General features: G+C 62.2%; 3 protein-coding genes and 3 pseudogenes. 2 read left to right on the top strand and 4 right to left on the bottom strand.

Annotated elements, in window-relative coordinates:
- Positions 1 to 358 precede the first annotated feature (358 nt).
- Positions 359 to 628, top strand: a pseudogene (locus OXS27_RS31425) (transposase); the annotation flags it as partial.
- Positions 629 to 850: 222 nt separating this feature from the next.
- Here OXS27_RS31425 and OXS27_RS31420 read toward each other — a convergent pair.
- The 3 genes from OXS27_RS31420 to OXS27_RS31410 all read right to left on the bottom strand — a co-directional run bounded on the left by OXS27_RS31420 (position 851) and on the right by OXS27_RS31410 (position 3,607).
- Positions 851 to 1,753 carry a UDP-3-O-acyl-N-acetylglucosamine deacetylase gene (locus OXS27_RS31420; RefSeq protein WP_267361582.1) on the bottom strand — a complete coding sequence of 301 codons (903 nt, stop codon included), beginning with the start codon at positions 1,751 to 1,753 and terminating at the stop codon, positions 851 to 853.
- A gap of 218 nt (positions 1,754 to 1,971) precedes the next feature.
- Complete coding sequence (cysC, locus tag OXS27_RS31415) at positions 1,972 to 2,568, bottom strand: adenylyl-sulfate kinase (protein WP_267361581.1); 597 nt, start codon at positions 2,566 to 2,568, stop codon at positions 1,972 to 1,974.
- A gap of 37 nt (positions 2,569 to 2,605) precedes the next feature.
- On the bottom strand, positions 2,606 to 3,607 hold the full coding sequence (locus tag OXS27_RS31410) for a hypothetical protein (protein WP_267361580.1): 1,002 nt from the start codon (positions 3,605 to 3,607) through the stop codon (positions 2,606 to 2,608).
- Positions 3,608 to 4,422: 815 nt separating this feature from the next.
- Between OXS27_RS31410 and OXS27_RS31405 the strand changes: the two are divergent.
- A pseudogene (locus OXS27_RS31405) lies at positions 4,423 to 4,632 on the top strand (MucR family transcriptional regulator); the annotation flags it as partial.
- Between the two features lie 1,302 nt (positions 4,633 to 5,934).
- Here OXS27_RS31405 and OXS27_RS31400 read toward each other — a convergent pair.
- A pseudogene (locus tag OXS27_RS31400) lies at positions 5,935 to 6,214 on the bottom strand (hypothetical protein); the annotation flags it as partial.

Genomic DNA, 6,214 nt, shown 5'->3' with positions numbered 1-6,214 from the left:
CGGCCTCGGCATCGACGCGCTGGTTGCCTTGGATGACGATTTCATTGGCGTTCGCCCGTCCTGTGCACAACAGCGCGGTTAATCCAAGGGCTCCGGCGGCATAGGATGCGAAGGACTTGCTCTGGGGTGACGGCGCCTGAATGGCAAGGGGACAAGAGGAAATCACGAAGCATACTCGCAGCGTGCCGAAACATCAGGACGCCCCTTATCTGTGGGAAATTTGCCCACATCAATGGCCAAGTTGTGCAGCGGAGTGCGCTAAGACACTTCTCTGCTTCTAGGGTGTGAACCGAACCAGGGCGTTGCAGGGGTTGGCAAATTGCGATTCCAGGCAGCCGTTTGCGGCCTAGAGGTGGCGATGGCAAACCTGTTTTGGCTCTCGGACGAGCATTGGGCGGTGATTGAGCCGTTCATGCCCAGGGACCAGCCCGGACCCGAGCGGAAGGACGACCGCCAGATCATCTCCGGCATCCTGCACGTCCTGATGCCGGGCTGCCGCTGGCGTGATTGCCCGGCCGCCTACGGCGCGCGAACCACGGTCTACAACTGGTTTAATCGATGGTCGCGGTTCGGCTTCTGGACGGCGATGTTGGTGGCGCTGGCCAAGGCCGGATGGGCCGGCGACGCCATGCTGGCGCTCGTTGCGCTGCTGGCGGGCGGCCTGTCGGCGCACGCGCAGGGTTGCCCGAACTCCGGACGGGCAAGCCGGGCGATTACGCCTCGCATCTATCACCTTTGGTGTTCTCTGTGCTGACTTGCTCATCGTCGCAGTTTGAGAATTCGCTAAGGCGAGGAACACATAGGGGTGACGGCACGACGATCGACCTTGCGCGTGACTTCGCATCAGGGCTCATGCCAGCTCCCAAGCCGCGCGGTCTCGCATGAGTGCCGCCACAAAGGCGTGGTTGAGTTCGTGCCCCGGATGCGTGGCGGTAAGTCGGCCCTCCACCGGATGGCCGACGAGAGCTAAGTCGCCGATGACATCGAGAATGCGGTGGCGTACGGGCTCATCAGGGACTCGCAGGCCACCGATCGCGTGGCCGCGTACCAGCAGAGCCGCGGAGCATGGGCCACAACCCTGGAGGAAAGGCTTCCGTGCAGCGAAGCCGTAGGCACGCCCCGCTAACGCCTGAACGAAGCGGCCGAAGCTGCGCGAGGGTGCAATCTCCCGCGCGAAAGTTTCAGGCGTGATCTCCCCAGACCAATCGAGTGGTCCGAAATGCGCCAGCGCGATATGCCCGCTTATGTGGAGCCCCGTGCTGGGCTCGATTGTGAGGCGCCGCCGCCCGTCTGAAACCATCACGGACCGCTTCAACCGGATGACGCGGCAAAGCGTATCTAATTCCGTGCGGCCCGCTTCGGTGATCGCCGCGCACCACGGCATGGCGCTGCCGTCGAAGGCTGGCAACTCCTCCGCGCTGGTCTCCACCAACACGTTGTCCACCCGCAAGGCGCTCAGCGCTGCCATCAGGTGCTCCACCGTGCGCACTAGGACGTCGTCACGGCGGAGCGCGGTGCAGAGCGGCTGCACTTCCCGGTACAGCCACAGGCCCGGTATGTCGACGACCCGCCCGCCTTTGAGGCAACGGCGGAAGACGATGCCGTGACCTGCCGGTGCAGGGTTGACGCGCACAGCCACACGCCGGCCGGTGTGCAGGCCACGTCCGGATCGCTCGAACGCAGCGGCCACGGTAGCCTCGCGGCGGCCGATCGGCAGTGAAGCCTCAGTCGGCTGGATAGTCGGGCTGAACATCGAGCATCCAGTTTGATAATGGTACCGACTTGCACGAGGCCGGTTCTGGAATTGCGCAGCTTCTTGCGCTGGAACGGGTTCGCACGACGCACGATCTGCCGACCGGTAGGGCTCCCGGTCCGGCTTGAACTGCGCGATCGGCCAAAAGACAGAGGACTATCGTGATCCGGGCGACGTTCGAGCTAAGCACGCACGCTGCCGGCCGGCATTGGGTACGATCACGCGTCGCTTGAACTCAGCCGCAACAGTGCCCCGCACAAAGGTGCGGCGGAGGCTGCGATCGTCAGCCCTTCAGTGCGCAGGGTCAGATCCGGTACCTCCGGCGCCTCAAACGGTGCCGATATCCCGGTAAAGTCGGTAAGCCGTCCAGCTCGGGCCAACGCGTACAGCCCTTTCGGGTCCCGCGCTTCACACACCGCCAAAGGCGTATCCACGAATACCTCCAAGAATGGCAGGTTCCCGGTGATCGCCCGGGCTCGCGCCCGCTCGGCTCGCGATGGCGAGACCAGGGCCACGAGCACGATCAGCCCAGCCTGGGCCATGAGCCGCGCCACCTCTGCCGCTCGCCGCACGTTCTCTGCTCGATCGGCCTCACTAAATCCGAGGTCGCGGCAGAGGCCGTGGCGCAGGTTATCGCCATCGAGCACAAACACGTGGCGGCCGTACTCCGCCAACGTTCGGTCGACCGCACTTGCGAGGCTGGTCTTGCCCGCGCCCGGTAGGCCAGTCAGCCACGCGATAGCTGGGCCCTGACCAAGTCGCGCCCAGCGTGCCTCCCGCGGCTCGTAAAACTGCCATGTGATGTGATCGTTCATTGCGACTCCCAGCGAGGTATGCCTTGCGGAAAAGCCTTCAGATCCGGCGCAGGAGAGGCGAGGAGCGCAGCCATGTGGGAGCTCCCTGGCTGAGATTGTGCCAGACCCTCCGCAAGGAGGACGGCGGCCGCAGCTCGAACTCGCCGACGATGACTTGCTTGATCCGCTCGACCTCGGTCGCACGTGCCACGTCGAGGTCGCGACCGGCGAGTTCGTTCACGGGCCCCAGATGCTCCGGTCGAACACGTCTCGCCCACGCCTCGCCCCAGACACGCTGAGCGAAGCCTTCGTTCTGCTCGACAAAGCGCCTGCTGGCTTTCCGCAGCATCGCCTCATCGAGACCTTGGAACGGTTCCGCATCGAGCCCGCATTCCTGGGTGAGTGTCTCGATGCGCCCCGTGATCGCGCGGCTGCGCAACAGATCATAGGTAACGCCCAAGCGTCGGAGCCGACGCGAGACCTCCGTCGCCACTGGCCCAAAGCTCTGGTTCGTGCGGAAGGCAAGGTCTGCGGATGTCAGGAGCGGCATGAGGCGGCCAGCCAAGCCGAGTTCCGCCGCAATGCGCGCGGCTAAGGGCGCTGTCGAGCGGACGTCCTGCAGTGGCACCGCGTGCACGCGCCAGTCGGCTGCCCGCGCCCAAGTTCCGAGGCCATGAAGATAGTCGTAGCGATGCTCAGCAAGGTCTTTCAGGAAGGCAACTCTGAACGGGCGCGCCTCGCGCAAAAACTGAATGCGCCACGTGTATTGCGAGAGGATGTAGCTCGCCTGAGGTCGAACGGTCATCAGGATCTCGAGGCGAAAGCCACGGCGCGCGAGGAGGTCGCACAGGAGCTTGGGAGCGGCGGTCCGATGCGGTGGCAGGCAGAAACTCTCGTAGGAGAGCAGCACCACGTCAGCAGCTGTGTCGGCGAGCGCGGCGTCGAGCTTGCTCAGCAGTTCCCTGCGATCTTCGGGTTTACGACTGAAGGTCTCGCCCAGATGCTGATGGTTGAGGTGCGGGAGCGGAGACGAGCGCGGGGTCAAGTCGGGGTAGAGCACGCCCTGACCGAGCAACTGGTCGCGACGTGAGAACAGCAGCGTCTGGAACGCAGACGTGCCTGTCCGGGGCGTGCCGATATGGATGATAGCGCGACGCATCGTACGTCCTCAGCACGTCAGCGCGGCCGGCTGGTTTGGCCGCGAGTCGGCCCGCGTGTTCTGCTACGAGCGAAGGTACGGCAGACCGGCGGCCACGACGGCGGAAGCGTTGACGACGGCTGGAGCGGCAATAGGTTCATTCCTGCGCTGTGCAGCTCGGTCGAGGCTGGAACCTCGCTGGGTCGAGCGGCCTGATCACGAGGCAGCGAGTAGCTTTGCGTGCGCATGCGGCTCACCGAAGGACGGCCGGCTAACTGCGCGAGACTGAGCGCTTCCACTACGACGCTCATGGGCGCCAGCATCATCATGTCGACTCGTCCCCTGATGAGATGGTGACGTCTAGGGCTTGGTCACTGGGCAGCTCTTGCTGGAACGCCTCCCTCAGTGATTTCGTGGGAAATTATCACACGCTTCGCGGTTGGGCAAGTACAGCGGTATGATGGTATCGGCAACAGCTTGAGCAGCTCACTATCATTTCTTCATGCAAACTGCCGTCGGAACACCAGAAAGATCCGGGGTGTGATGATGCCTTCGCTGGCGCCTGTTGTGCGTTCCCAAACCAGAAAAGTGATGAAGCACGGCCGTCCGGCCTTCACCTTCGCTCTCCTCGCCGCCCTGGCCAATCCGGCCCCGGCGTAGGAGCCACCGATCCACGGCCCGGCGCCGGTCTTCGCGGTCGGCGCCGCAGAAGAGGCCTCGTCCCGCCGCGTCGAGCTGACGGTAAGAACTACAAGACGCTAAAGCGGTACCGCACCGGTCACGGTCTCGATCCGCGTAGCTACCGCGAGCGCTACGGCCTGCCGGCAGATCAGCCGATGACAGCACCGAGCTACGCCGCTCAGCGCTCCGCGCTCGCCAAGGCGATCGGCCCAGGTCGCCGCGGCCCCATGGCTAAGGGCGCAGCGAAGGCGCGGAACAAGACTTGATCGGAACAGGGTGTCGACGCCTAAGTCGTTGGTACCCGAGGCCCCGCAACATCTGGGCAGCCCGAGGCTCTCTCATTCAGTCAGATGTAGAACTAAGGGAGCAGCGCGCCGTAGCGGAATGTTGAGGTACGCCCAGACGGCTCGGTGAATGTACCCTCGCCGCGATCAGCCCGGGCCGTTGTCACAATCCCGTGCAGGATGCGACTTCCCGTGCATTCTACGCTCACCGGCACTGCTGCATGCTCGCTATCAAGTGTGAAGGCGCCACTGCACACGACGAGCTTGCCTGCGTCCGGGGTGTAGAAACTGACGCGTAGGAGGCGCACCGACGCGTGCCCCACGAGCACACTCCCATCCGCGCGTCGGATTTCGAAGGGCAGCGAGTCGAAGCCGAACGTGCTCCCGCCCTGGTCCGAGCCCAACTGAATGCCCGGCATCAGCGCTCCGCCGCAACCAGTCAGGAATGTCAGCAGCGCACCAGCACAAATGTGGAGCGGCCGCAGCTTCGTCGAGACGAGACTTGTCACACCACCTGCTCTCCGATCGTTAGCTCATAGTCCGCAAATTTCTGCGCCCGATGGAATTCGAGTTTGTGCCCGTCTATCAAAGACTGTCCTCGCCGTACCCGAATGGCGTGACGCAGAAAACGAATTGAATCTCAGCTTCAGCATCACACAACGTGAGCGCGCTGACCGGCCCTATGACGATCTTGCCACGCCCTTCCAAGCGAACAACGTACCGGCCGCGCGACCGGAGCGAAGCTACGGCGGAGAGGATTTGCCGTGCCGCACTCGGACGCCGAGCGTCGTTCTCATTGAGCCAGACAGTCTCGTCTTCAGGCCATTGTCGCATGAGGTCAGGCTGGCTAGTTTCTCGCCAGCGCAACCCGGACAGAACTATATTGAGGACAGTTCGGAGCTTCATGGACGCGTGCCAAGCAATCGCGGAGCTGTTCGAGATCGTCAGTTCGCAACATTCAGACCTTGAGACAGCCCGAGCGAAGGGTGACGAAGCGCCTCACGCCAGAAAATCGGGTGCGGCATCGAGCGGCACACTCCCCGGTGAAGCAGCCCGTGCTAACGGTCATCAGCTTCGGCTCATTCGGAACAGCACAACGCACGCTTCGCAATTTAGAAACGATGTTGCGGCTGAAGGAAAAGTGCAAATGCATGAGAATTTGTACTTTACAGGGCGAAAGCAAGCGGGAATTCATTGGATTGAGATTTCTGTGTTGATGAAACATACAGAGATAACAGTCTTAGTTTTTTTATGAAATAATATAAATGCAGTAATATTGATTTATCATAAATAAATCGTCATATGTACCGAACAAAATGTCAATCGCTCAGCCAGCGCAAACATAGGTATAGCTACGACATCGATCGCGGCAGCCAAGATCGGGAGAAATTCGATCCGGTCGGGCTGGACTTGGCAGTCAGTACGCTTTTGAGCAAATGCGAGCACCAGCAATGGGACTAGCGGCAGTAGGTAGCGTCCTTGAGTCCCGTAGACCCGGTCTTCGCCGACGTTTGTCCACGTGAGATACTGCGACAAAACGATCGACCAACAACATAATAAGGCT

The organism is Methylobacterium sp. GC_Met_3 (assembly GCF_026540775.1).
Classification (GTDB): Bacteria; Pseudomonadota; Alphaproteobacteria; order Rhizobiales; family Beijerinckiaceae; genus Methylobacterium.
This window is presented reverse-complemented; position numbering and strand designations above follow the sequence as displayed.

Excerpts from the sequence above, each read along its gene's own strand:
- OXS27_RS31420 (WP_267361582.1), bottom strand. The coding sequence starts at position 1,753 with ATGTTCAGCCCGACTATCCAGCCGACTGAGGCTTCACTGCCGATCGGC.
- cysC (WP_267361581.1), bottom strand. The coding sequence starts at position 2,568 with ATGAACGATCACATCACATGGCAGTTTTACGAGCCGCGGGAGGCACGC.